Here is a 23,324-nt window from a genome sequence, read left to right on the forward strand (position 1 = left end):
ATGCGCCTAGCTGCCCATCTTGGCTTTTTCCTGTGGTTTGTTTTGTCAACCAGTGCCTTACAAGCTGCTGAGGTGCTACCACTGGCCGGTGAATGGCGCTGCCGCCTCGACCCGCAGGACGCGGGCGTGGCGGCCCGCTGGTTTACCACAACGCTGCCCGAAAAAGTAAGCCTGCCCGGCTCCCTCACCGACAACCACCTCGGCGACCCGGTATCGTTGCGTACCAAGTGGACGGCTACTATCTACGACAGCTCCTGGTTTTTCAACCCGCGTTTAGCCAAGTACCGCCAGCCCGACAACTTCAAAATTCCGTTCTGGCTGACGCCCAACACCTATTACGTGGGCCCGGCTTGGTACCAGAAAACGATTGACATTCCGGCGAAATGGCGCGGCCAGCGGCTAGTGTTGTTTCTGGAACGCGCCCACTACGGCACCCGCGTGTGGGTGGACGACCAGGAGATAGGGCAGCAGATTTCCTTGGTAACGGCACACGAATACGACGTAACCGCCGCCTTATCGAGCGGCACGCACACGCTCACGGTGCGCGTTGATAACCGCCTGGAAATCCTGAACGTGGGGCCCGACTCACACAGCGTGTCCGACCACATTCAGGGCAACTGGAACGGGTTGATTGGTCGGTTGGAGTTGCAAGCGCATCCGCCGGTTTCACTGCTCGGCGTGCAGGTATACCCCGATGTAGCCCACCAATCGGCACGAGTTAAACTATCAATAAAAAACACCCTATCCAAAACTACAAAGGGCAGCGTACTGCTCACTGCGCAGGCATTTAATACGGCCACGCCGCACCAGGTAGCGCCCATCAAGGCTCCGTTTAAGGCGCCCCCCGGCGAGACAACCGTGGAGTTGACTCTGCCTATGAGTACTGCGGTGCAGCTCTGGGACGAGTTTCACCCGGCGCTTTATCAGCTGACCGCCACGCTTCAATTGAAAAACGGCGCCACCAACCAGCAGCAGGTTGCCTTCGGCATGCGTGACATCAAAACCCAAGGCAACCGGCTGCTGGTAAACGGCCGGCCGGTGTTTTTGCGCGGTAACCTGCACAACGGCGAATTCCCGCTAACTGGCTACCCTGCCACCGACGTGCCCGCCTGGACTCGGGTGCTCACCGTGCTCAAAAATTATGGTTTCAACCACGTACGGTTTCATTCGTGGTGCCCACCCGAGGCAGCCTTTGTTGCGGCCGACCAGCTGGGCATTTACCTGCAACCCGAAGGCCCCAGCTGGCCTAACCACGGCACCTCGCTCGGCGACGGGCGCCCCATCGATAAGTTCATTTATGACGAAACCAACCGTATGGCCACCGCCTATGGCAACCATGCTTCCTACTGCTTGCTGGCAGCCGGCAATGAGCCGGCAGGCCGCAACCAAGCAAAATACTTGGCCGACTTCGTGAAATACTGGCAAGCCCGTGACACCCGCCGCCTCTACACTGGCGCTTCGGTAGCTATGAGCTGGCCGCTAGTACCCGAAAACGAATACATGATTAAATCCGGGGCGCGGGGCCTTCCCTGGACGAAAGAGCGCCCGAACAGCATGTTCGACTACCGCACCGCCATCGAGAAGTTCACTATGCCCTACGTGACGCACGAAATGGGCCAATGGTGCGTATTCCCCGATTTCAAGGAAATAAAACAGTACACCGGCGCGTACCGAGCCCGTAACCTGGAGCTGTTCCAGCAAGACCTCGCCGACCACGGCATGGCAGACCAAGCCGAAAGCTTCTTGCGGGCCTCGGGCCAATTGCAGGCGCTATGCTACAAGAACGAAATTGAGGCCACACTCCGTACGCCTAACTTAGCAGGGTTTCAACTGCTGGGCTTGCAGGATTTTCCGGGCCAGGGCACGGCGCTGGTAGGCGTGCTGAACCCGTTTTTTCAAGAAAAAGGGTACGTAACGGCAGCACAATACCGGCGCTTTTGCCAGCCCACAGTGCCGTTGGCACGCCTGCCGAAATTCGTGTTTACTAGCAACGAAACCTTTGAAGCCGCCGCCGAGCTGTACCACTACGGCCCGCAGGCACTACCCGCCACCGCACTAAGCTGGACAATTAAAACGGCCACTGGTGCCACCATAGCGCAAGGCAGCTTTGCACCGGTAGCCGTACCTACGGGCACCAACACTCCCCTCGGCAACGTACGCCTCCCTCTGTCATCCATCAGCCAAGCCACGCGCCTGACCTTGGAAATAGCCCTACCTGGCACCGATATAGCCAACGACTGGCAGTTCTGGGTATACCCGGCCCGCCTCCCCGCTCTGCCCAAAAGCAATGTGTACGTGTGCACCAAACTCGACGAGCAAGCCCGGCAGGTACTGGCTAAAGGTGGATGCGTATTTTTGAATGCGGCGGGCCAGGTGGTAAAGGGTAAAGAAGTAGCCATGAATTTCACCCCCGTGTTCTGGAATACTTCGTGGTTTAAGATGCGCCCCCCCCACGTCACGGGGTTTGTGGCCGACTCCGTGCACCCCGCCCTAGCTGATTTCCCTACCGAAACCCACAGCAACCTGCAGTGGTGGGAAATCGTGAATCAGGCGCAGGTGATGCACCTGGAGGATTTCCCGGCCGGTTTTCGTCCCATTGTGCAGCCCATCGACACCTGGTTTCTCAACCGCCGCTTAGCCTTAATACTAGAAGCTCGTGTTGGGTCAGGCCGCTTACTGGTATCCAGCGCCAACCTTTCCGCCTCCGATGACGCCCAGCGCCCGGCCGCCCGGCAGCTGTATTACAGCTTGTTACGCTACGCGCAGTCGGCACAGTTCCGGCCGGCTACGGCAGTTGATTTCAACGTGGTGAAGGACTTGTTTGAGACACCTTCACGAGAACAATTCAGCACGTACACCAAAAACAGTCCGGACGAGCTAAAGCCCCAGCAGATAAAGAAGTAAGCCATTCCGCTTCCGACCTCTAGCTGTCTACCAGCATCTACACACTTAGCGTAGCCGGCCCAAACTCCTCGAAGTGAATGGCCTCGCGCGGCACCCCCAAGGCTGCTAAGTCCTGCACTTGCTTGCGGATAAAAGGAGCCGGGCCGCATACGTAATAGTCGGCCTCGGGCAGCAGTATACCGCCGTTGAGCTGTTGCAGGTCCACGATGCCGGCGTAGTGGTTCTTAGCCTCAAGACCGGGGGCCAGGGTATCGTAGAAAATGTGCTGTTGCACGTTCTCGTAGCCTACCGCTAGGTCGGCTACCGGCTCCCGGAAGGCGTGCACCTGGGCATTACGGCTGCCGTGCACCCACACCACTTGGCGTGGGCTGCCGGTCAGGGTGAGGTAGTCGAGCATACTGAGCAGCGGAGTTTGGCCCACGCCGCCGCTCACCAGCACCACGGGGGTTTGCTTAGTGGTTTCCAACGTGAAGTCGCCGGCCGGGGCGGCTAGTTCCACGATGTCGCCCTCGCGCACGAAGTCATGGAGGCGGTTGCTAATCATACCGTTGGGGTGCTGGCTGCCGGCTTCTTTCTTCACCGAGATACGGTAATACTCGCCATTGGGCGCGCTGGAAAGGCTATACTGGCGCGGCTGAAACAGGTTCAGTTCCGGCAGAAACAGACGCACGCTTACGTACTGCCCAGGCAGAAAATCGGCTACCCTACCCCCATCGGCGGGGTGCAGGTAAAAGGAGGTAATTTCTGCAGATTCAGCCACTTTTTGCTTCACGGCGAAGGGACGCCAGCCCGTCCAGCCGCCCTCCTGGCTGACTGCTTTTTGGTACAGGCCGCTTTCCAGGCCGCTCATTAAGCTAGCCAACTCGCCGTATGCCACGGTCCAGGCGTCAAGCAGCGCGGGCGTGGCGGCTTCGCCCAGCACTTCGCCGATGGAGGCAATCAGGTGCCGACCTACAATGGCATAGTGCTCGGGCCGAATGTCGAGACTGACGTGCTTGTGGCCAATTTTGGTGACAGCCGACACCAGCACCGAGGGGTCTTCGATGTTTTCGGCGTAGGCCAGCACGGCCAGCGCCAACGCCATTTGCTGCTTGCCGTTCTGCTGGTTGCCCATGTTGAAGACGTTCTTCAGCTCGGGGTTGTGCTCGAACATGCGGCGGTAGAAGTGCGTGGTAAGTGCCACGCCGTGCGCGCGGAGGGTGCCGACGGTGGCCGTCACGAGGGCTTTTTGTTCGGTAGTCATAAGAAAGAAATTAAAGGATAAAATTGTCCGGTATTTAAGCAAAAAAAGGGGACTAGCTGAATTGCTTTAAAAAGCCTAAGCCCTCTTGCACCTTGCTCGCCAACTCGCCGATGGTGTGCGTGCGCAACAGCTCGTTGAGTTGGTCGCGGATAGGCAAAAACTGATAGTGCATGGGGCAGGGCTGCTGGGCTGAGCACTGCGGCAGGCCTAGGGCGCACCCTTGCAGCATGGCGCCCCCATCGATGGCCACCACCAGCTGGCGAAGCGTGACGGTGCGCAGCTGCTCAGGCGTCAGCTCGAAGCCGCCGGTGGGGCCCTTCACGGAGGTTAGCAGCTGCGCGCGCACCAGCTGCTGCAATATCTTGGCTGTGAAGGCTTCGGGTGAGTCGATTTCGGCGGCAATGTCCTTCAGGCCCACGCGGCGGCCACCAGCCGACTGCTGCCCGATGTAAATAGCGGCCCGAATCCCATACTCACACGCCTTGGAGAACATACCTGGTGGTTTTGATGGCAAAGCTAGGGCACAAATTAATACCGGACAAATTTATCCTGTATATTTTTTTGGTGACTCACAAGTCCTTTCCGGGCTATCGGGCCAGTATTTATATGCTGCCTGGTCCAGTGCTAAAATGTGATTAACTGGTTAGGAGTGCCAACTACTTTTGTCCCGTTCTCCAACTACAACTTATGTCCCACATGAAAAAGCCCTTGCTTACTCTAGCGATGCTTAGCGCCCTGACTGGCAGCAGTGTCGCGCAGTCTTCAGGCGCGGCATACCAGAATGCCGACTACACCCCGAAGAAGGCAGCCATCAAGTATTTGCCCGAGCTAGAAACCTTGGTATTTGAGTTCCAGGTGGCCGGCAGCGCTGGCAAAACCCAGCCCAAGCCCGCCGGCAAAACCGACGGTGCGCCGGTGCTCGGCTATGTCTTCCCCACCACGCTTAAGTCCACCGACATCGGCATGGGCGCTACCGACGGCATCGTAGCTATGGCCCTGACCTCGCACCCCGACTTTGAGGACACCCCGCTGTGGGACGAGAATGGCGACGGCAACTACACCAACGATGGCTTGGTGTGGCACGCCCACTGGGTGGTGCTCATCAAGGACAGCCGCGTGGCAGGCGGCTTCTCAGTGAAGGAATTTGACCATATGGGCGCCGCGCCCAAGCTGCCGCCCACCAGCGCGCCCGGCATGCACATGTACATGGATTCGCCCGGCTTCACCGTCACGATGCAAGGCAACACCGGCCGCGTGGTGGTGCCGCTCGACCGCATCAACCGCCGGCGGAACTTCAAATTCGACCTCGTGACCTGCTACATGGAAGTCAACGCCTCCGATAAAAAGCGGCCCATGCTTGGCGTATACCAGGTGTACGGGGTGCTATCGGGTAATCTATCGCTGCCTTACTCGGTGGCCGCCACTAACTAACCTCCGCGTCATGTCCGACTTGCAACTCGTACCCGGCAACAGCCTGCGCACGGCTACCCCGGAAGAAGGCCGCCAGCTTGCCGTTAAGCTCGCCCGCTTGGTCATCAAGCTCACGCAGCCCGACGACGAAAAGCGCCGTCAGCAGCGCGCCATCTACGCCGATAACCCGATGATGCTCATCAGCATCGGCCAGACGGTGGCCGCCGAATTTGCGACCATCGCCGCCGCCAATAATTACTGGCGCGACCACCCCGAAGTCCGCTAAACTCCTCTCTTTCGGAAACAATCTTAGCCAGATTTTCTGCCTGGCCAGCCACCGCTTTGCCCTCACGCAACTACTTTTCACTTCTCCAACCCCATGGAAAATTCCCCGATTCCTGGCTACGCCTACGGGCAGGTCAGCCGCTCCCCAGTTACCTTAGCGGACCTAGAATTACTCAAGCAAACGGTCCTTTTCTCGGCCGCTGACGTGGCCGCCCTGGCGCAGGCCGGGCCGGTACTAGCGCCCCAAACCGATGCTATCCTCGACGTGTGGTACGGCTTTGTGGGAGCGCACCCGCACTTGCTGCGCTATTTCTCGCTGCACGGGCAGCCCGATGGCGACTACCTAGCCCGCGTTCGGGCCCGCTTCGGGCAGTGGATTTTGGATATCTGCACTAAGCCCTATGACCAAGCGTGGCTTGATTATCAGCACGAAATCGGCCTACGGCACACCAGCGCCAAGAAGAACACGACCGACGGGGCCACGGCCGAGCCGCTCATTCATCTGCGCTACCTCACGGCGTTCATCGTGCCGCTCACGGCTACCATCAAGCCGTTTTTGCAGCGCGGCGGTCACCCTGAGGCTGAAGTAGAAGCCATGCACGCGGCCTGGTTTAAGGCCGTCACGCTCACGGCCACGCTCTGGACCTACCCCTACGTCAAGGAAGGACAATTCTAGTACCGCGTACTGCTACGTTGGCCGAAGCAGAACAAGATCAATTTCAGTAAAACACTTAACCCTCAATTTCTTACACTTATGGAAGTTGCCGTTTATGACACCTACGTCTCGAAGAAAGACGGTTCGGTTATGCACTTTGACATTCTAGTATCGGATGAGGTAACCAGCAAGGAGCAGGTCTACCAATTTGGTCGCCAATACCTGGCCACGAAAGGCCAGGAAAGCCAACCTTTGGCGGCCAAGGAATGCCGGTTTTGCCACATCGAGGAGCCCACCCAGGAAGTGGTGGACGCTATTAGAGCCCAAGGGTACTACATCATTGAAATGCAGGGGTGCCAGTAGGCACCCCTTTTGCCTTCCCCGCCATGGCCTTAACTGCTTATAAACCTATTGATTGCGGCTTTCACGATTTACTGGAAGCCACTATTACGTTGCGCACATACACCCACTTGCAATACTTCACCGACCTTTGGGAGTTCACCACCGTTACCGGCCTGCTCAAAAACCTGGTTAGCGAGCGGGACGCGGTGGGCCTCGCCGAATACCTGGTTATCGACACCGGCGAGCGTATTCGGCTCGACCGGGTGGTGAACGTGAACGGCACCTTTGCGCCGCCTTTTAGCCACTACCACGATTTCACCTGTGACTGCTGATTCCGCCAGCCCGTTCGACCCCCACCGGCAAAACCATCCGCCAGACCTCGACCACAAGATTGTGGCCTCGCTCGAACGGCTGAGCGGCGTGTTTCGCCACTTGCTTTGGCAGGAAGCTACCCATAGCGGCCTGAGCCCGTTGCAATTGCAAGTGGTGGTGTTTCTGCGCTTTCACGCGCCAAGCCAGGGCACGGTGAGCAACCTAGCCCGCGAGTACCGGGTGAGCCGCGCCACCATCAGTGATGCGGTGAAAGCCCTGGCTCAAAAAGCGCTGGTCAGCCGCCACACCGACCCGGCCGATTTGCGAAGCCATTCGCTCCAGCTTACCCCCGCCGGCGAGCAGCTAGCCGACCAGAGCAGCCGCTTTGCCGCGCCACTTACCCCGCCTGTAGCTGCCCTACCCCCCCGCCAAAAGCTGAGCTTGTATTTGAGCTTGCTGACGATGCTGCACCAGTTGCAGCAGGCCGGTACCATTCCGGTGCAGCGCATGTGCTTTTCGTGCCGCCACTACGGGCGGCGGCCCGGTCAGCACTTCTGCCACCTGCTCAATATCCCGCTCGAAAGCCACGAACTCCGCATTGATTGCCCGGAGCACGACGCCGCGCTTTGGTAGCGCGGCATTTTTGCATTTACGCTTTCTGCGCCGTGGCTTTCTTGCTGCTGGCCTGGCTGTCAGCTTCCGCGCTGACGTAGCACGGCCCCTAGCTGCTCTACGCCGTGGGCCAGTTCAGTGGGCGTGAGGGCGGCGTAGCCCATGCGTACGGCGTTAGCGGCCGGCCCAGACAAGTAGTAGCGGCTACCGGGCGTAATCACCACTTTACGGCGCGCCAGCTCTTCGGTAACGCGCTCTAGGTCTATGTCTTCCCGAAAATTCACCCACAGGGCCATACCGCCAGCGGGCAGCACGAAATCCACGTAGTTGCCCGGCAGCCGGCGCAGGGCCTCCGCTAGTGCGTCGCGGCGGGTGTGGTACTCGGCGTGGGCGCGGCGGGTGTGCCGCTTGATTTCACCTTCCTCAATCAGATCGGCCACGGCCTGCTCTAGCACGGTGTCACCTTGGCGGTCTATCAGCGCCCGTAGCCGACCCAAGGCCGTGATGAAGGCCGCCGGGCCGGTGACGTAGCCGATACGCAGGGCCGGCGCAATCAGCTTGGAAAGCGAGCTGATGTAGATAACCACGCCGTGCGGGTCGGCTGAGGCCAGCGGCAGCATGGGCTGGTAGTGGAAATGAAAGTCGTGGTCGTAGTCGTCTTCGATAATAGCCACGCCATAGCGGGCAGCCAGCGCTAGCAATTGCACCCGCCGCGCTGCCTTCAGCGTCACGGTGGTTGGGAACTGGTGATGCGGCGTCAGGTACAGGGCCCGCACAGTTTGGCGCTGGCATAGCATTTCCAGCTCGTCTACGCACAAGCCTTCGGCATCGACTCCTACCGGGGCCAGCTCGGCCCCTAGCAGCCGAAAGGTTTGCCAGGCGGGCGGGTAGCCGGGGTTTTCCACGGCCACCACGTCGCCGGGCTGGATGAGTAGGCGAGCGGTCAGGTACAGGGCCATTTGGGTGCCGCGCGTCAGGCAGATGCTGGCCGGGGTGGTGCTTAGGCCCCGGTCTTGGTTGAGCATGCGCGACAAGGCTTCGCGCAGGGGTAGGCTGCCCAGGGGGCTGTCGTAGCCCAGCTGGTTGCGGCGGCCGCGGCCCTGCATCACGCGGCGGTATGCGCTGGCCAGCGTGGCTACGGGCGCGAGTCGGGCATCGGGCGTGCCGTCGTTGAACACCAGGGCGCCGGGTATCACTGTGGGCAGCTGCTCTAACTCAAATGGGTCTTGCCACTGGAAGCCGGGGGCTGCTGCCGGGCCGTTGGCAGCGGGCGCGAAGGCCGTTGGGCTGGTCTCGGGCAGCCGGCTCGATACGAAGGTGCCGCGGGTAGTCTGCGACTCCAGCCAGCCTTGGGCCAGCAGCTCCTCATAAGCCAGCACCGCTGTCTTCCGATTCACGCCCAGCTGCTTGGCTAGCTCCCGCGTGCCGGGCAGGGCAGTACCAGGCTGGAGGCGGCCGCGGCGAATTTCGGCGGCAATTAGCTCGCTGATTTGCAAGTACACGGCGCGGCCCGCCGCGAAGGTTGGGTGAAAGTTGGTATCCCAGGCGCGCAACATACTGGACCCGTTTGTTTGTGAAAACTGGATGAATAGAGGGGGCCAAGCTACGCACATTTTTGTAGAGTCGAACGCAGGTATCTACCCTAACCCGGAATACAAAACAGGTTGTTGCCGGCGCCGCATGGTTTCATTTTTTCTACCCCTCTTTTTCATGAACAACACTGCCCTTGACAACTCGGTTGAGGCCGCAACCCAAGACAAGTTCCAGTCTGCCGATTTTCACCGCACCTACGCCCGGCCCGAAGTCCGGATGCCCGAAAAGCTGCACCACCCTAATGTGGAGCAAGCCGGCGCCCACGACCAGTTTTCGACCGAGCGCAAGCACCCCGTCTTCTTCGTTGATTTGCCCACGGTGGCTCTGAGCATGACCATCGGTGGGCTGCTACCCGGCCAGGTCACCAACCAGCACCGCCACACCTACGAAACGGTGATTTATGTCATCGAAGGCGAGGGCTACACCCAGATTGAGGACCGCTTGGTGGAGTGGAAGGCCGGCGACGCCATCTACATCCCTATCTGGGCCTGGCACAACCACGGCAACCGTAGCACAACGACCGGTGCCCGCTACATCGCCTGCGAAAACGCACCCTTGCTGCAAAATCTGGGGGTAGCATTGCGCGAAGAGCGCGGCCGTGACCTGTAAATCACTGTTCTTAAACCGATTTCTTCGATGAATCCGAACGTCCCTTTTCACGGCATCATTGCCTACCCCATCACCCCCTTTACCGCCGACAACGCGGTGGACCTACCCACCTACCGCCACCTCGTGGAGCGCCTTGTGGCCAGCGGCTCGCATGGCATTGCCCCGCTCGGCAGCACCGGCGTGCTGCCCTACCTCACCGACGAGGAGCGCGAAGCTGTAACCGAGACGACTTTGCAGCAAGTAGCCGGCCGCGTGCCGGTGCTAGTAGGAGTATCGCACCTCACCACGGCCGGCGTGGTGCGCCACGCCCGCTTTGCCGAGCAGGCCGGCGCGGCGGCGGTGATGGTTATCCCGATGAGCTATTGGAAGCTCACCGATGACGAGATTTTCCGGCATTACGACCGGGTAGCTACTGCTATATCAGTGCCCATTATGGCCTACAATAACCCCGCCACGGGTGGCCTTGACATGTCGCCCACGCTGCTCAAGCGCCTGCTGGAAATCCCGAACGTGACCATGATAAAGGAAAGTAGTGGCGACGTGCAGCGCATGCAGGCCCTGCGCCAGCTGCTGGGCGAAGAGGTGGCCTTCTACAACGGCTCCAACCCACTGGCCTTGGCTGCTTTCGCGGCTGGTGCTACTGGCTGGTGCACCGCCGCTCCCAACCTCATTCCAGAGCTAAACATAGGGCTGTACGAAGCCGTGCAGCGCCAGAACCTAGCCGAAGCGCGTCAGCTATTCTACCAGCAGTTTGAGCTACTACAATTCATTGTGGCTAAAGGGCTGCCCCGCGCCATCAAAGCTGGTTTGCAGCTGCTAGGCCAGGAAGCTGGTGAGCTACGCGCGCCGCTACTGCCCTTGACTGGCGCTGAACAGCAGGAATTGCACCGCATCCTCGACCGGGTGCAGCTTCCGGCTAGTGTTAATTAGCAAACCTTGTTATTGATGGATATACTACCGATTCGGTACTGCGAGAGACCATATGGGTTCACGCGTTGGCTTTCAGATAGGTAGCGCATGATTTGCAACCCTCATAGAGTAGCCAAAAACTGCAAAACAGCCTGCGTAAAGGCCACCGGATTGTCGAGGTTGGCAACATGGCCCGCGTTGGGCACTACGGCCACTTGCGCTCCGGGCACGAGTTGTTGCAGCGTTTCGTTGTCCTTTTGGCGAGCGGCTGATTCACGCGCACCGGCCAGTAGCAGCAGCGGCACTTGCACCGGGTGGGCTCGGAGCCGGGGCACAAGCGAGTGACCGAGCAACACGCGGGGCTCGACATGCAGCGGCTGCCACATCGACCAGTCTTGCACCATCTGGCGCAGCAACGGCGCCGACCGCACGGAATCCGGCCCGCTTGATTTCAGTAAAGACTTCAGCCATTGAGTTTTGAAGGCGAAAGTACCGCGCGCTTGTAACTGCGCAATTTCGGTGCGGCGGCGTGCAATTTCGGCTTCAGTGATGGGTTCTTCGGGACCGGGCCTCGGGTAGATGCTGCCGCTGCACGACACCACCGACAGCACGCTTTCGGGATGCAGAGCCATCAAGTCTACTGCCACAAAGCCGCCGAGCGAGACTCCCACCAAGTGAGCTTTGGGAATATGCAGGGCCTGGAGCAGTTGGTACAGGTCGTTGGCGTGCAGGAATTGCTGGCCTTCCACCGGCAGCGACGAAAGGCCGTAGCCGCGCATATCGTAGCGAATGACCCGGTAGTACCGCGCCAACTCCGCCACTTGTGGGTCCCACATGCGCCGGTCGAAGGAATGGCCGTGTAGCAGCACGACTGGGGTGCCGCGGCCCGTTTCCTCGTAATACAGCTGCGCACCGGCAATAGCTATTTTGCCCTTCTTATTCAATAGCTGGCGGACGGGATTTTTGGGCTGCGCTACCGGCCCTTGGGCGCAGGCCAAGCTAGGTAGCAATCCTAGCATCATGCAGGCAAGGAAAAGCAGTTGGAATTTCAGGCGCGAAGTTGAGGACATAAATTCACTGATGAGTCGACTTCTTGGATACTGTTTAAGTTAGTTAAGCCCGCGAAACTGACGTAGAGACGCATAGTTGCATCTTGTCGAGCGCGCCGGCCCGAACGCAACTATGTGTCTCTATATCGTTCTGACGACTCGTTCAACCGAACCATATGCCTTCACTACCGCTTGAAAACCTTATTTAAAAAGGCCGCAGTGTAGTTTAGCGTTGTCTCGAACCACGGCGTAAACAAAGGGAAAGTATGCGGGGTGTTGGGAAGCGGGTGCACTTCATGGTAGATATGATAGGTATCGAGCTTTTGAATCATGTCTTCCCGACCGGCGTGCATCCAATCAACTGAGCTGTTGACGAACATAATAGGCGGGGTTTGGGCCGTGACGTGGTTGAGGCTGGAAGCTTGCTGCCATAGTTCCGGGTTTTTCGCGGTAGAGGCCCCAAACCATTGGGTGCCTGCTGAGAGGCTTTTGCTGTCGTCGCCCTCGCGCGAATCGGGGTGAATAAAGGCCAGCACCCCGTCTACGTCTACGATGGCCTGCACGCTGCTGGAATGGGTAGTGTTACACGCGCTGCCTTCCATCTGCGTATCGCCGTTGGTAGTACCGACCAGCGCCGCCAGCTGCCCACCCGCCGAGAAACCCCACACGGCAATTTTGGTGGTATCAATAGGGTACTGCTTGGCGTTGGCGCGCAGCCAGCGAATAGCCGCTTTCAGGTCGTGCACAGCGGCTGGGTACAGGGCCTCGGTGCTGAGCCGATACTCGGCCGTGACGGTCACGTAGCCCTTGGCGGCTAGTTGCTGGGCCATGGGCACGTGTTGCGACCGGTCGCCGGAACGCCAGCCGCCCCCATGAATGAAAAGTACCGCCGGGTAGCCTGCCTTCCGCTTGGCTTTGGGGTAGAAAATATCGAGTTGCAGCGCCCGGCTACCTAGGGTACAGTACGTAACGTTGGTTTTCGTCTGGATGCTGGCCGGCACTGGGGGCCGGGCAACACGGGCGGCGGGGTACGTTTTCTGGATGTAGCGGAATGCGCTGTACGTGGTGAACGACGTATCACGCGGAGCCGGCTGCTGCTGAGCCAGCGCCGAACCTGCCAGCAGCGCTTGGCCTAGCAGCAACCCGGCTAGCCGGAACAAGAAATTTGGAGCGTGCATAGACAACGAAAAATAATAGAACCAATGGCATTTCAGGCGAGCGGCTTGCCTACTCGGGTACGGAGCTTAATAGCAGCAGCCAATTCCGGGAGGTAGGCTTTTTGATGGAATAGCCGGCTTGCAGCCTTCTAATGGGGGCGGCCGGCAGCATGCTTTCCGTGAGCGGATCGTACCAGGTGCCGGTGTAGGTGGCGTTTGAAAATGGCTGAGAAAACGTTATTTCGGCGCCGGAAAGCGAGTAAAGCAGCACCGTTGAACGGCTTGGTTCCGTGAGGCACCAAGTTTGGGTGCTGTCCTTCAGGAAAGAATTGTCGGGCTTCAGGTGCATCAACCTAGATGCTAGGTGTTGCTGCACGAAGGATGCGAAAGTAAGGTGCCCGTTGCCCCTGTCCTTAGCGCTGCCCATGATAACCTGCGCGCCCCCGGCCATCAAACTCGGAATGGGGCTGATATCATTGGCAATGGACACCACGGCTTTATCGCGGAATCGGTTGGTGTACTCCCGCACTTGGCGGTACATCAGCTCCTGCGTAGTGGGCAAAGGATAGTCGCTGGCTTGCAGGAAGGCTTCACTTACCATTTCCCGGAACGAACTGTTTTGCCCGCTCGGCGGCGCCCACAGCGCATCCCCGTTAGAAAACAGTCCGTCGGGGCGGTATTGCCAGTAGCGGGTATCAATGACGTCGACCTGTTTGGCTAGGTCGGCATCGGCCAGGATGGCATCGGTAATGTCCTTGGTGGTGTTCAGCACGACCCGCACGTTGCGGTTGTTTTTGCTTTCCCACTCGGCAATAGTCTGCAGGAAAAACCGCTGAAAAGCCAACGGGCCGCTGAACTGAAACCCTAGGTTGAAGATAATATTCTGGCTACCTCCCAGTTCATCCAGCGTATGGAAAATGTAGGCCCGGTGCAGGTTTCGCAACGAAGCATTGCTGGGGTCATAGAACTCGTTGCCGAGGTGAAGCCGCGCCCACGGCTTGGCCGGGAGTGGCTCGGGCAATTTCGTTTGGTTGATGTTGTTGGTGGGCCGCCACGGATAATCCACCCAATGCGTCACGTATTCCAGCAGGTTATGGGTGTCGTAGAGGCTATAATACAGCACCAGTCCGTTTTCATCGCACAAGTAGGCAAACTCTTTGACCCGTTTGAAAAACCAGGGATTGTAGGTGGTCAGGTCGAACTTGCTGAGGCCGTCCCAGGCTTTGCCTTGGCCGCTGCGGGCCCAGGGCATTTCGTAGAAGGGCGCCCACACGTTGCCATCGGGGCGGGCCAGCACGGCGTGGTCGTCGCGGCGACGGTCGTACCACAGGCCGGTGAGGCTCTGGTAGAAGCGGTTGTCTTGCTGACGCAGGGTTTTGGCGAGGTGTGGCAAAATCTCCGTTAGGCCAGGGCCATCTTTGCCCGGCACGTAGCGCGTCAGGCTGACGCCTGAGTTTAATTCGCCGCCCGGAAAAGTTTGTCCCCGCCAGAATTGGTCGCCAGTAGTGCCGCTCCACACCGCTTGGCCGTCTATCACAAAACGCCCGTTCACGAACTGAAGAGGATGCACGCTAGGGCTGACGGTGGCGGCACTACTATTTTGCAGAGTAAACTCTCGGAGAGCCTTAGATGCCGGCTTATATAAGTCCGAAGTCTTCTCCGCGGGCAACCGGTGCTTTCCTAATCGGCTTTCCAGCTGCGTTTGGTACAAGGAATAAGGAGCCGTTACTACTTGGTTCGGATAGCGAATGGGACCTTGGGCTTCCGCACCCTTAGCTTTGCAATTCCAGATGAGGGAATTAGCCGCCGTCCAGCCGCCCGCCTGGGCGCGGTCCATGTCGTAGGTCAGGCGCAGACCAGCTTTGTCTACCGTCACGTTTTCGTATAGCACTCCGGAGGCCCAACTTTCGAAGGAGCCACTGGCCCCGAGGGCGTTGGTGGCTTTGCATTTCAAAAACACATTCGGCCCGCCGGCACAGAACCCGATGGCAAAATCGTTGAGCCCGGACTCGGCGGTGCAGTTGCTTACTACTACCTGCTGGCCTTCCACCAGAAAGCTCATGCGGCGGTAACCCCCTACTTCCGAAACGGGCTGCTCACTCCGGCAGCGCAAAATGCTTACGCGGCGGGCTTGGGCCCCTACCCTAACGGCAGAGCTTACAAAGTGCCGGGCGGTAATATCGCGCACCCACACGTCCTGCGCATGGTCTATCTGGATACCAATCCAGGCGTGCTCCTCATCCAACGGATTGGCTTTTTTGAAGCTGCTTTCAATAGTAAAACCTTCCAGCCCAATGGACTGAGCTAGGTTTTGGGTGTTCGCCTTTTGGACGGTACCACCGCCGTATTGGGCTTCGAGGGCCGTGGTAAGGGGAGCATCAAGAGTAAACTGGTTGGTTTGCGGGTCAACCTGCGTGATTTGGCGACGCCAAGTAAGGTCGCGCGAACCGGTGGGCCAGCGCAGGCCCCGCACGGCTGTGAACATGCCTTCGGCTTTGTTCATCCCTAGGTCGGCAATCCAGGTGCTGGTGCTGGGCCGCACAATGAGAATATGGTCTCCTACCTGCAAACCCGTTGTCTGGTCTAGGGTCAGCACCCGCCCGCCGGTAGGCACCGTGTTTCGCACTTGCCGCGCTTCAGACAGTGCAGCGGCCTCTTCTCCCCTTATCGTAAGCAGCGCCCGGCGGCTGTTGCCAGTAGCCACTACAACGGTTTTCGTTTGGCTTGTGCCTCTTAGCACCACGCCAGCTTTAGCAAGGTTTAACTGCCCCGCCACCAGGTAGCGCCCTTCCAGCAGCTGAATTGCCCCTCTGAACCCGTCCTTTTGCAGCGGCAGCGCGCCTACGTAGTCAATGGCGGCCTGAAGCAACTGGGTGTCATCTTTTCCGCTGGGCTTTACCCGGATTACTGCCGCCACTTTGGGCGGCACTGCATTACGCCCCTGGTACCCGACGTACGAGAAATCAATTCGGGCAGCCAGCGAGTCGAACCCAGGACCTTTTTGCGCAAAGACTTCGGGGGCGAGCAAACAGAAAACAGCGCTACAACAGACCAGCCAGAAATTACTTCTCATGCGTCCTTCTCAATTCAGTAACTCTTACTCCAGGCCACATTGCTAATTCGGCGGTGTAGCAAGCTGCAAAAGCAAAAGGCGAAGAACAGGACGCGCTGCCGCTCCCTATTCTTCGCCTTGCGTTGCTCTATTAATAATTCGGATTCTGCTTTAGGTTGGGGTTGGCAGTAAGCTGCTCGGCCGGAATAGGGTAGATGCCCCGCCACGTGGGCGTCTGGGTGGTTTTGAAGGTCCAGGTGCCAGTGAAATACGTTCCGAACCGAATCATGTCGCGCCGCCGCTGGCCTTCCCAGATAAACTCCCGAGCCCGCTCATCCTCAATGTTTTTCAGGGTGAGGGCGGTAAGTTGGGAAGCGTTGCTGCGGGTTCTTATCTGGTTTACCAAAGGCAGAGCAGCGGCGGCGTTGCCGTTGCGGAATAGCAATTCAGCCTTCATGAGCAGAATGTCGGAGTAGCGCAGCAACACCAAGTCGTTGTCGGCATTGTAGCCCGACCAGCTGACGCCTTCGGGTACGTATTTCAGTACCCGGTAGCCTTCGTTGTCCTGGGCGCTGATGTAGTCGCGCACGGGCACCAGGTTCAACTGCACGCCGCGGCTGTCTACCAGCGGCTGGCCGTTGGCGTAGGTTTGCGGACCGAACTGCAACAGGTTGCGGCGACGGTCGGCGGTTTCGTACCGGTCCAGGGCTTCCTGGTAGGTGCTGTAGCCATTGGCCGGTGTGAAAGGCAGGTTGTAGCGCTGCTTGTCCAGGGCGGGCTGGGCGTACAGCATAAACTGGTTGGCCCCGGCATTGCGGGCTGGGTTCACAGAAAACGAGAAGATAATCTCGTTGGAATTCACCTCATTGGTAGCTTTGAAGTTATCCACCACGTTGGCTTCCAAGGAGTAAGCCCGCGAGTTGATAACATTGTCACACATGGCCAGGGCTTCCGTCCGCTTCGGAGAACCGGTGTACACTTCGGCATTTAGGTACAAGGTGGCTAGGGCCGTGTACACAGCTTCTTTGGTGAGCCGGGGGTAGTAGGCAGCGGATACGTTGTTGGCCGAGGGCAAGTCATTCAGAGCCGCAAGCATCTCCTTTTCCACGAAGGCAAATACCTCGGCCCGGCTGTTGTTGGTAGGCAGGTTTTTGGGGTCGACCCGGGCTTGCGTGAAAATGGGCACGTTGCCCCAGAAGTCCATGGCGTAGAAATAGCCGTAGGCCCGCAGTGCCCTCGCTTCGGCAATTACACCCGGAAAATTCGCCTTGTTGGGGGAGCTTTCCAGGCTTTCAATTACGGCATTGGCGGTGCCTATTTCCTGGAAGATAAAGCCCCAGGCGCGGCCGGTGGTTGCGTTATCAGGCTTCACCTGGTGCAACATGATATCGATGTTGTTTTGGTCGAACCAGCCACCGCTAGCCCGGCCGGGCACCAGAAATTCGTCGGTACCGAATTCAGCAATCCGGAATGGGTCGCCAATGTCTACTACGTAAGACAGTTGCTGGTACACGCCCACCACCGACGACAAGGCCTCTTCTTCGGTCTTGTAGTACGTTGTTGGGGAGAGGCTACCGAATTGCTCTTCGTCCAGGTTGGTACAGCCCGCCAACACCACGGCGGCACCTACCAGTATTTTTGTGATGATATGTTTCATCTGCTTAAGTCGAAAGGGGATTTACTGCAATTAGAAAGACACGCTGGCACCCAAGCTCACCGTCTTGGCCCGGGGGTAACTCAGGTAGTCTATCCCTAGCGGCGCCACCCCGGTACCCGACACCTCGGCGTTTACCTCGGGGTCGAGGCCCGAATAGTTGGTGATTAAGAACAGGTTCTGGCCGGTCAGGAAGATACGGGCGTTGGACAGCGGCGAATTCTTCACGTTGAAAGTGTAGCCCAAGGTGATGTTGTCGAGGCGGGCGAAAGAGCCATCCTCAATCCAGCGCGACGAATACTGCTTGGGCTGCTCCCGGCCGATGCCGTCGTTCAGTGCAGAGGCCAAGATGTTGCGGCCGGGCAGGTTGCTTTCGTACGCCAGGTTGTTGGCCGTCAGGTTGAACACATCATTCCCCACGGAGCCTCTGATGTTGAAAGACAAACTAAAGGCTTTGTACTGGAAGGAGTTGCTGACACCGTAGGTGAAATTCGGCTGGGCACTGCCAATAACCTGGTTGCCGGGCTCGAACTGCTCTACCCCGTTTTCCACCCCAATGAACTTGCGGCCGTAGAAAGTACCCAGCGGCTCGCCAGGCGTAATCAGCTGCGCATATATCCCCGACAGGCCGGCACCCTGCAACGGCGCTATTTGAATATTGTCGCCTTTGTAGAGGTTGTTGGAGAGGCTGAGCACCTTGTTCCGGTTGCGGCTGAAGTTCACGTCGGCACTCCAGTCGAAGTCGCCTTTGCTGATGATGTTGGCGCCCAGTTCCAGCTCAATGCCCTTGTTCTCCACGCTTCCCACGTTGGCCAACTGGGTGGTTACCACCGAAGGGGAAGGCACGGCAATGCGCAGCAGCAGGTCGGTGGTTTCCTTGCGGTAATAGTCGAAGGTGCCGTGGATGCGGTTATCAAACAAGCCGAAATCCAGCCCCACGTCCACCTGAGCAGTTTGCTCCCATTTCAAGTCGGGGTTGGCGTACTGCTGGGGCAGCACAATGGTAACCCGCTGGCCGCCCACCAAATAGCCGCGGTTGCTGGCGCCCAGCGTTGTAAGCGAATTTAGGTTGCCTATTTCCTGGTTGCCGGTTACGCCATAGCTGGCCCGCACTTTCAGGTCCGACACTGGGTTGGTGGGGTAGAACTTCTCTTGCGAAATCCGCCAGGCCACCGAGCCAGAGGGGAACAAGCCCCACTTATTGCCCGACCCAAACCGACTGGAACCGTCGCGCCGGATGGTGCCGGTAACCAGGAAACGGCCGTTGAAGTCGTAGTTCACTCGGCTGTACATGGAAATCAGCGTGTTACTTTCTTGGAAGCTGCTGACGCCGCCCACGGTGCTGGCCGCTTGCAGGCTGTACCATTTAAAAGAATCGGACAGGAAACCAGAAGCCGTGGTACGGCCACCTTCCCCCAGGAAATACTGGTAAGAATACCCCGCAATGGCATCGAAGGCGTGGCGGCCGAAGGTTTTATTGAACCGCAGCACCGTTTCCAGCAGCTTGCTGTAGTCGGAAAGCTTTTGGGTGCTGGCGTAGCCGCCAAGACCTTCGCCGAGCGGGCTGGATTTCTGGATAAAGGAATTGCGGTCAACTTCCTGCCGGGTGTACCCCAAACTCACGTTGATGCTCAGCGGGTCGAGGATTTTGTAAGTGGTGGAAAGGTTGCCCAGTAGCCGTTGCGCGGTTCTTTCGTCGGTTATGTCGGTGGAAAAGGAAACCGGGTTGACCCGGAAAGGCCCTACGTGGTTGTAGGCTCCGTTGGCATCGTACACCGGATAGGTTGGGTTGAAAACCAGCGCCTCGTAGTTCATGCTGGTACCTGCTTCGCTGCCCACCGTGTTGGACACCGGCGCCGCCGATGATTTGGTTTGGCCGTAGTTCACCACCAAGTCAAACTTCAGCTTGTCGTTCAGCGCCGCGTGGTTGACGTTGATGGAGGCATTGGCTCTGGTTAGGTTGGAGCCCAGCATTACGCCCTGCTGGTCGCCGTAGCCCAACGATGCCCGGTACAGCGTTTTGTCGGTGCCGCCCGTCAGGGAAAGGCTGTGGTCTTGGCTTTTCGCGGTCCGGTAGATTTTGTCCTGCCAGTTGGTGCTTTCGCCCTTATCATCCAGCGTCAGGCCCAACTCATTCACTACCGCACGGTACTGGTCGGCGGAAAGCACATCCAGCGTGTTGGCCACTTTAGAAACGCCCGCCATTACGTTGTACGTTACCTGCGCTTTGCCGGCGCGGCCTTTCTTGGTGGTAATCACAATCACGCCATTGGCGCCCCGGGAGCCGTAGATGGCCGTAGCCGAAGCATCTTTCAGCACCGTCACCGATTCGATGTCGTTCGGGTTCAGCGTCATCAACGGGTTGGTGGGCTCCTGGTCGAAAACGTCGGTGCCGTTGCCACGAATGTTGGCTTGGCTGACGCCGCTGGTCGTGGAAATTGGTACGCCGTCAATAACGTACAGCGGATCGTTGGAGCCTGTAAGCGAAGTACCTCCTCTGATGCGGACCGTGTTGGACCCACCGGGCTTGCCGCTGTTCTGGGAGATGTTCACGCCCGCCATCTTGCCCTGAATCAGCTGCTGCGGGCTAAGCTGCGGACCCACGTTGAAATCTTCCGAAGAAACCGAGCTAACCGAGCCGGTAAGGTCGCTTTTCTTCTGGGTGCCGTAGCCCACTACTACTACCTCGTCCAAGGACTTAGCATCCTCCACCATGTTGACGGTTAGGTTGCTGGCTGCGCCCGTTACCGGCACTTCCTTGCGCACAAAACCCACGAAGCTGAATACCAGAGTACTATTCGCAGGCACGTTGAGCGTAAAGCTTCCGTCTGGCGCGCTGCTGGCACCTAGGGTAGTGCCTTTTACCACCACCGTAACGCCGGGCAGCCCTTCCCCTTTGGCATCAACCACGCGGCCGGTAACCGTGACATCCTGGATGCCGTAATCGTTTGCATTAGGAACACGCGAAACCGTAGCGGCCGGTACAACTACGTAGCGGTTGGCGCTCAGCTTCTCGAACCGCAAGTTCACCTGGGCCAGCACCGTTGCCAAGTTCTCTTCCAAGCTACCTTGCCCAAGTTGCAGCGATACGCGCTTGTCGCGCACCAAGTCGCTGGCGTAGCCAATGGTGCTGCCATGCTGTTTTTCCCATTGGGCAAGCACCTTTTTCAGGGGTACTAAAGCTGGCTGCGCTGCGCCAGTTGACACCTGCTGGTTGGAGGCATATTGCGCTAAGGCAGAAGAGTTTGCGGCGTATAAACAGAGGGCACAAACCGTCAACGAAGCGGCGCGCGTCCTCCTTCCGCCCGTGGCGTGGGTAGGATTTGGTTTCATAAGAAGCGTTGGGAATTTTGGGAAAACTATTCGGAAAGAACTATCTGATTCTGTTGCCGCTCTACTGTTAGCTTGAAGCTTTTCTCCAAGACTTGCAGGATTGTATTCAACTCCCCGGCGGGGAACGTACCCGTGACGGTGCGCTGGTTGAGGGCAGGCGTCGCCACAATGATTTTCACGCCGTAAGTATCACTGAGCCGGGTAGCCACCTCAGCCACCGGAGTTTCATCGAAGACGAGCTTGTCGTCTTTCCAGGCCGCGTACGTATCTACCCGTACAGCTTTGTGCACCACTTTCGGTTGAGCGTCGCGCGTTTCCAATAGCTCACCAGGTTTCAAAATAACGGGTTTGCGCTTGCTACTATCGGCAAAGTCCACGCGCACCTTGCCCGAAAGCAACACCACCCGCGCTTGCGCCCGCCGCCGAAACACGGTGAACTTGGTACCCAGCACTTCCACGTTCAGGCCCGCCGTAGTGTGCACAATAAAGCGCCGGTTGTCGGGCAAGTGCTTGATGGAGAAGTAGCCTTCGCCATCGAGCCATACTTCGCGGGCTTTGCCGTCCAGCAGATTGTTGGCGTAGCGCAGCGTGGAATGGCTGTTCAGCTTCACCTCCGATCCATCGGGCAGGTACACGGTACTCGTTTCGCCGTAGGCAGTGGCGTAATACCCACCGATAGCCGACGATGCTTGCCCCTCCTGGTGCTGCCATAGCCAGCCGCCACCGGCTATCATTACCAATATGGCTGCCGCAGCGGCCCACCGATACCACAAAGGCCGCACTATGCTTTCCGGTTCCGGCAGCTCAGGAGCAGTAGGCTCCTCTATCTCAAATCCCAGCTGGTGAAACAGCCGGCTCTCCAACCGTTGGATAGAGGGTGTTGCAACAGGCAGGGCGTCCTCTTGGTCCAGCATTTCAGCAAACCGGCTCATCCAGTGTTGTGCCAGCAGGCTGTTGGCTGGCTGAGCAAGCCATTGGCGTACCGCGCGTGCTTCTTCCGGAGAAGATTCTCCCCTTGAGTACCGTAAGTAAGCCTCAAAATCAACCGGCATAAGCATAGGTAGTGGAATAAGCTCCCTACTCTATACAACACCTCACCTGAGCGCTACCCTAGGTCGAGTATTCACTTTTCCTGTAATTATTTTTCATGCAAGCGACTGAATCATTACAACCAATTGAATTACAATAAATTACATCAATCAAAGAAGCAGTTGCATGAAAACGCATATTCTCGTTTTGTTTGATGAACGATACGTTGCGAGTATGCGCTGGCACGCTCAATTTAACTTCATTGCACTTGAGTGTGTGTGTGGATACTCACTGCTAGGTCAGTAGTGCAAACAGCCTTGACTAACGTTGACTGTCATATCAAAATATTAATTATTAGGCGCTTAGTTATTATTCCTGTATTTCTGTAGGTTTAGCGAAACATTGTTTTCTCAATACCTGCAGCATCTTGGAAATTACAAGAGAGTTTTCGGAGGAGGCGTTTTCCGCTCGTTCGGGTGAGGAATACCTGTTTTTCAAGACGCTTTTCAAGCAACATGCCGCTGGCTTACTGCGGTTGGCCATGAGCCAACTGAAATCACAGGCAGAGGCCGAAGAAGTGGTGCAGGAATGCTTTCTTAAATTCTGGGAACAGCGCCGAGAGCTAGGCAATGATTTAACCGCGGCCAAAGGCTACTTATACACATCGGCGTACCGCACTATTCTAAACCAGTTGCGGCGGCAGCATTACTGGGTGTATCAAGAATGCACGGAAAGCACGCTCACCGAACTAGAGCCGCAAAGCACCGAACTGGAGTACGAGGAGTTGGAGCACTTATACAAGGTTGCTTTGGAACAGCTTCCACCCAAGCGCCGGCAGGTGTTTCTGATGAGCCGGCAGCAGGGCCTTTCGTATGCCACCATTGCCGCAGAGTTAGGCGTCTCGGTAAAAGCGGTGGAAGAACATATGCGCCTTGCACTGAAGTTTCTACGCGTGTATTTTCGGGCACACGGAATTACGTTGAGTCTGCTATTTCTGCTGGCAGCCGTAAATTAATCCGCAGGCAGTAGCTGCAAAATACTACTCCAGAGCTAAGCTCCTGCTATTGTAGTCGAACTGCTAGTTCGTACGGCGCCAAGAATATCGGTACCGGCATGCGCATCTGCGCAACGGTTGCATTATTGCTACTCAATAGTCCATCCTACTTTTTCTAAGTT

The 23,324-nt window shown here is 57.9% G+C and carries 19 protein-coding genes; 10 read left to right on the forward strand and 9 right to left on the reverse strand.

The window, feature by feature from the left end:
* A complete protein-coding gene (locus G536_RS0113685; RefSeq protein WP_022824168.1) occupies positions 1-2,904 on the forward strand; it encodes an exo-beta-1,4-galactosidase in 2,904 nt (967 codons plus the stop codon).
* Positions 2,905-2,941: 37 nt separating this feature from the next.
* On the opposite strand, the gene hmpA is transcribed toward G536_RS0113685, so the two are convergent.
* A complete protein-coding gene (gene hmpA / locus G536_RS0113690; protein ID WP_022824169.1) occupies positions 2,942-4,147 on the reverse strand; it encodes an NO-inducible flavohemoprotein in 1,206 nt (401 codons plus the stop codon).
* Between the two features lie 52 nt (positions 4,148-4,199).
* Positions 4,200-4,640, reverse strand: a complete 441-nt coding sequence (locus tag G536_RS0113695; protein ID WP_022824170.1) for an RrF2 family transcriptional regulator — start codon at positions 4,638-4,640, stop codon at positions 4,200-4,202.
* Between the two features lie 203 nt (positions 4,641-4,843).
* Between G536_RS0113695 and G536_RS0113700 the strand changes: the two genes are divergently transcribed.
* The 6 genes from G536_RS0113700 to G536_RS0113725 all read left to right on the forward strand — a co-directional run bounded on the left by G536_RS0113700 (position 4,844) and on the right by G536_RS0113725 (position 7,784).
* Entirely contained in the window at positions 4,844-5,578 is a 735-nt protein-coding gene (locus G536_RS0113700; RefSeq protein WP_026880164.1) for a hypothetical protein, read from the forward strand.
* Positions 5,579-5,588: 10 nt separating this feature from the next.
* Positions 5,589-5,843 (forward strand): hexameric tyrosine-coordinated heme protein, encoded by a 255-nt coding sequence (locus tag G536_RS0113705; protein WP_022824172.1) that lies wholly within the window; start codon positions 5,589-5,591, stop codon positions 5,841-5,843.
* A gap of 93 nt (positions 5,844-5,936) precedes the next feature.
* Positions 5,937-6,518, forward strand: a complete 582-nt coding sequence (locus tag G536_RS0113710) for a protoglobin domain-containing protein (protein ID WP_022824173.1) — start codon at positions 5,937-5,939, stop codon at positions 6,516-6,518.
* A 78-nt stretch (positions 6,519-6,596) separates the two neighbouring features.
* A complete protein-coding gene (locus G536_RS0113715; RefSeq protein ID WP_022824174.1) occupies positions 6,597-6,860 on the forward strand; it encodes a DUF2024 family protein in 264 nt (87 codons plus the stop codon).
* Between the two features lie 23 nt (positions 6,861-6,883).
* On the forward strand, positions 6,884-7,171 hold the full coding sequence (locus tag G536_RS0113720) for a hypothetical protein (protein ID WP_022824175.1): 288 nt from the start codon (positions 6,884-6,886) through the stop codon (positions 7,169-7,171).
* Positions 7,161-7,784, forward strand: a complete 624-nt coding sequence (locus G536_RS0113725) for a MarR family winged helix-turn-helix transcriptional regulator (protein WP_022824176.1) — start codon at positions 7,161-7,163, stop codon at positions 7,782-7,784. The genes G536_RS0113720 and G536_RS0113725 overlap by 11 nt, the downstream gene beginning before the upstream one ends.
* A gap of 59 nt (positions 7,785-7,843) precedes the next feature.
* On the opposite strand, the gene pdxR is transcribed toward G536_RS0113725, so the two are convergent.
* Positions 7,844-9,319 carry a MocR-like pyridoxine biosynthesis transcription factor PdxR gene (gene pdxR / locus G536_RS27825; RefSeq protein ID WP_022824177.1) on the reverse strand — a complete coding sequence of 492 codons (1,476 nt, stop codon included), beginning with the start codon at positions 9,317-9,319 and terminating at the stop codon, positions 7,844-7,846.
* A gap of 154 nt (positions 9,320-9,473) precedes the next feature.
* Here pdxR and G536_RS0113735 point away from each other — a divergent pair, with 154 nt between their 5' ends.
* Positions 9,474-9,965 carry a cupin domain-containing protein gene (locus G536_RS0113735; RefSeq protein ID WP_022824178.1) on the forward strand — a complete coding sequence of 164 codons (492 nt, stop codon included), beginning with the start codon at positions 9,474-9,476 and terminating at the stop codon, positions 9,963-9,965.
* 27 nt (positions 9,966-9,992) lie between these two features.
* Positions 9,993-10,895, forward strand: coding sequence for a dihydrodipicolinate synthase family protein (locus tag G536_RS0113740; RefSeq protein WP_022824179.1), 903 nt, complete (start codon positions 9,993-9,995; stop codon positions 10,893-10,895).
* Positions 10,896-10,996: 101 nt separating this feature from the next.
* Here the strand turns inward: G536_RS0113740 and G536_RS27830 are convergent, their stop codons facing one another.
* The 6 genes from G536_RS27830 to G536_RS0113770 form a co-directional block, all read right to left on the reverse strand.
* A complete protein-coding gene (locus G536_RS27830; RefSeq protein ID WP_022824180.1) occupies positions 10,997-11,944 on the reverse strand; it encodes an alpha/beta fold hydrolase in 948 nt (315 codons plus the stop codon).
* 164 nt (positions 11,945-12,108) lie between these two features.
* Positions 12,109-13,101 carry an alpha/beta hydrolase gene (locus G536_RS0113750; protein WP_022824181.1) on the reverse strand — a complete coding sequence of 331 codons (993 nt, stop codon included), beginning with the start codon at positions 13,099-13,101 and terminating at the stop codon, positions 12,109-12,111.
* A gap of 49 nt (positions 13,102-13,150) precedes the next feature.
* Complete coding sequence (locus G536_RS27835; RefSeq protein ID WP_022824182.1) at positions 13,151-16,108, reverse strand: DUF6298 domain-containing protein; 2,958 nt, start codon at positions 16,106-16,108, stop codon at positions 13,151-13,153.
* 175 nt (positions 16,109-16,283) lie between these two features.
* Positions 16,284-17,789: a RagB/SusD family nutrient uptake outer membrane protein gene (locus tag G536_RS0113760; protein ID WP_022824183.1), complete on the reverse strand. Its 1,506-nt coding sequence runs from the start codon at positions 17,787-17,789 to the stop codon at positions 16,284-16,286.
* 30 nt (positions 17,790-17,819) lie between these two features.
* A complete protein-coding gene (locus G536_RS0113765) occupies positions 17,820-21,119 on the reverse strand; it encodes a SusC/RagA family TonB-linked outer membrane protein (RefSeq protein WP_084708618.1) in 3,300 nt (1,099 codons plus the stop codon).
* Between the two features lie 26 nt (positions 21,120-21,145).
* Entirely contained in the window at positions 21,146-22,051 is a 906-nt protein-coding gene (locus G536_RS0113770; RefSeq protein WP_022824185.1) for a FecR family protein, read from the reverse strand.
* Between the two features lie 524 nt (positions 22,052-22,575).
* Between G536_RS0113770 and G536_RS27840 the strand changes: the two genes are divergently transcribed.
* A complete protein-coding gene (locus G536_RS27840; protein WP_022824186.1) occupies positions 22,576-23,163 on the forward strand; it encodes an RNA polymerase sigma-70 factor in 588 nt (195 codons plus the stop codon).
* The last annotated feature ends 161 nt before the right edge of the window (positions 23,164-23,324 follow it).

It is taken from the genome of Hymenobacter norwichensis DSM 15439 (assembly GCF_000420705.1).
Classification (GTDB): domain Bacteria; phylum Bacteroidota; class Bacteroidia; order Cytophagales; family Hymenobacteraceae; genus Hymenobacter; species Hymenobacter norwichensis.

Bases quoted from the DNA above. Each gene is read 5' to 3' on its own strand.
- G536_RS0113685 (WP_022824168.1), top strand. From the start codon at position 1: ATGCGCCTAGCTGCCCATCTTGGCTTTTTCCTGTGGTTTGTTTTGTCA.
- hmpA (WP_022824169.1), bottom strand. From the start codon at position 4,147: ATGACTACCGAACAAAAAGCCCTCGTGACGGCCACCGTCGGCACCCTC.
- G536_RS0113695 (WP_022824170.1), bottom strand. From the start codon at position 4,640: ATGTTCTCCAAGGCGTGTGAGTATGGGATTCGGGCCGCTATTTACATC.
- G536_RS0113700 (WP_026880164.1), top strand. From the start codon at position 4,844: ATGAAAAAGCCCTTGCTTACTCTAGCGATGCTTAGCGCCCTGACTGGC.
- G536_RS0113705 (WP_022824172.1), top strand. From the start codon at position 5,589: ATGTCCGACTTGCAACTCGTACCCGGCAACAGCCTGCGCACGGCTACC.
- G536_RS0113710 (WP_022824173.1), top strand. From the start codon at position 5,937: ATGGAAAATTCCCCGATTCCTGGCTACGCCTACGGGCAGGTCAGCCGC.
- G536_RS0113715 (WP_022824174.1), top strand. From the start codon at position 6,597: ATGGAAGTTGCCGTTTATGACACCTACGTCTCGAAGAAAGACGGTTCG.
- G536_RS0113720 (WP_022824175.1), top strand. From the start codon at position 6,884: ATGGCCTTAACTGCTTATAAACCTATTGATTGCGGCTTTCACGATTTA.
- pdxR (WP_022824177.1), bottom strand. From the start codon at position 9,319: ATGTTGCGCGCCTGGGATACCAACTTTCACCCAACCTTCGCGGCGGGC.
- G536_RS0113735 (WP_022824178.1), top strand. From the start codon at position 9,474: ATGAACAACACTGCCCTTGACAACTCGGTTGAGGCCGCAACCCAAGAC.
- G536_RS0113740 (WP_022824179.1), top strand. From the start codon at position 9,993: ATGAATCCGAACGTCCCTTTTCACGGCATCATTGCCTACCCCATCACC.
- G536_RS27830 (WP_022824180.1), bottom strand. From the start codon at position 11,944: ATGTCCTCAACTTCGCGCCTGAAATTCCAACTGCTTTTCCTTGCCTGC.
- G536_RS0113750 (WP_022824181.1), bottom strand. From the start codon at position 13,101: ATGCACGCTCCAAATTTCTTGTTCCGGCTAGCCGGGTTGCTGCTAGGC.
- G536_RS0113760 (WP_022824183.1), bottom strand. From the start codon at position 17,789: ATGAAACATATCATCACAAAAATACTGGTAGGTGCCGCCGTGGTGTTG.
- G536_RS0113765 (WP_084708618.1), bottom strand. From the start codon at position 21,119: ATGAAACCAAATCCTACCCACGCCACGGGCGGAAGGAGGACGCGCGCC.
- G536_RS0113770 (WP_022824185.1), bottom strand. From the start codon at position 22,051: ATGAGCCGGTTTGCTGAAATGCTGGACCAAGAGGACGCCCTGCCTGTT.